The 777-nt window shown below is 76.2% G+C and carries 1 protein-coding gene and 1 pseudogene; both read right to left on the reverse strand.

Going from position 1 to position 777, the window contains the following annotated elements; all coding sequences use genetic code 11:
- A partial coding sequence (locus tag D183_RS24805; protein ID WP_039727686.1) for a transcription antitermination factor NusB occupies positions 1-366 on the reverse strand: 366 nt, incomplete at its 3' end.
- Between the two features lie 149 nt (positions 367-515).
- Positions 516-777, reverse strand: a pseudogene (locus tag D183_RS24810) (methionyl-tRNA formyltransferase); the annotation flags it as partial.

The raw sequence follows: 777 nt of genomic DNA on the forward strand, positions 1-777 counted from the left end.
GCGCGGCCGATCCAGCGCGCGCGCCGCCTCCACCGTCGCCGACAGCGCCGCATGCGGCGCCAGGCCCAGCGCATCGAGCTGGGCGAAGCCGGCCAGCAGCAGGCCGCGCAGTTCGGCGTCGCGCTGCGGCAACTGCTTCTGCAGCCACATGCGCAGCGCGGCCTCGTAGGCCGGTCGGCGGCGCAGCACGGCGAAGCAGATCGCCTCCACCAGCGCGCGGTCGCGCGGATCCGGCAGCGTCGGCAACGCCGCGCCCAGTTCGGCCTTGAGCGAGCGGCCGCGGTCGATCACCGCGGTCAGCACGCGGGCGGCAAGCACCCGCGGGGCCACGCCCGGCGGCCACGCAGGGTTGGGCGTCGCGGTCATCGGCGTGCGCTCCGGGACGTGCCGCCGCTTCGTGCGCATGCCGCACAGTTGTCGCCCGCGCGGATGGCACGCAGGCGCGGGGCAGCAGTGGACGCGGCTACAGACGCGCCTGCCAAGCCCGACACGGCGTACGCAGGCATGCCGACGCCTTACGCCAGGACCGGCAGGTCGCGCCGCGCGTTGAGGTAGTCGGCGGCGGTGATCGCCTTGCCTCCGTCGCGCTGCAGCACGCGCAGGCGCAGCGCGCCCTGGCCGCAGGCGATATCGATGCCCTGCCTGGACGCGGTCAGCACCGTGCCAGGCGGTTGCCCGTGGGCCAGGTCCAGCGCGATCGCGCCGTGCACCCGCACCCGCTCGCCCGCCAGCACCGCCTCGGCGACCGGCCACGGATCGAAGGCGCGCACCTGCCGC

Origin of the sequence: Xanthomonas sp. SHU 199 (assembly GCF_000364665.1) — a bacterium.
GTDB lineage: Bacteria > Pseudomonadota > Gammaproteobacteria > Xanthomonadales > Xanthomonadaceae > Xanthomonas_A > Xanthomonas_A sontii.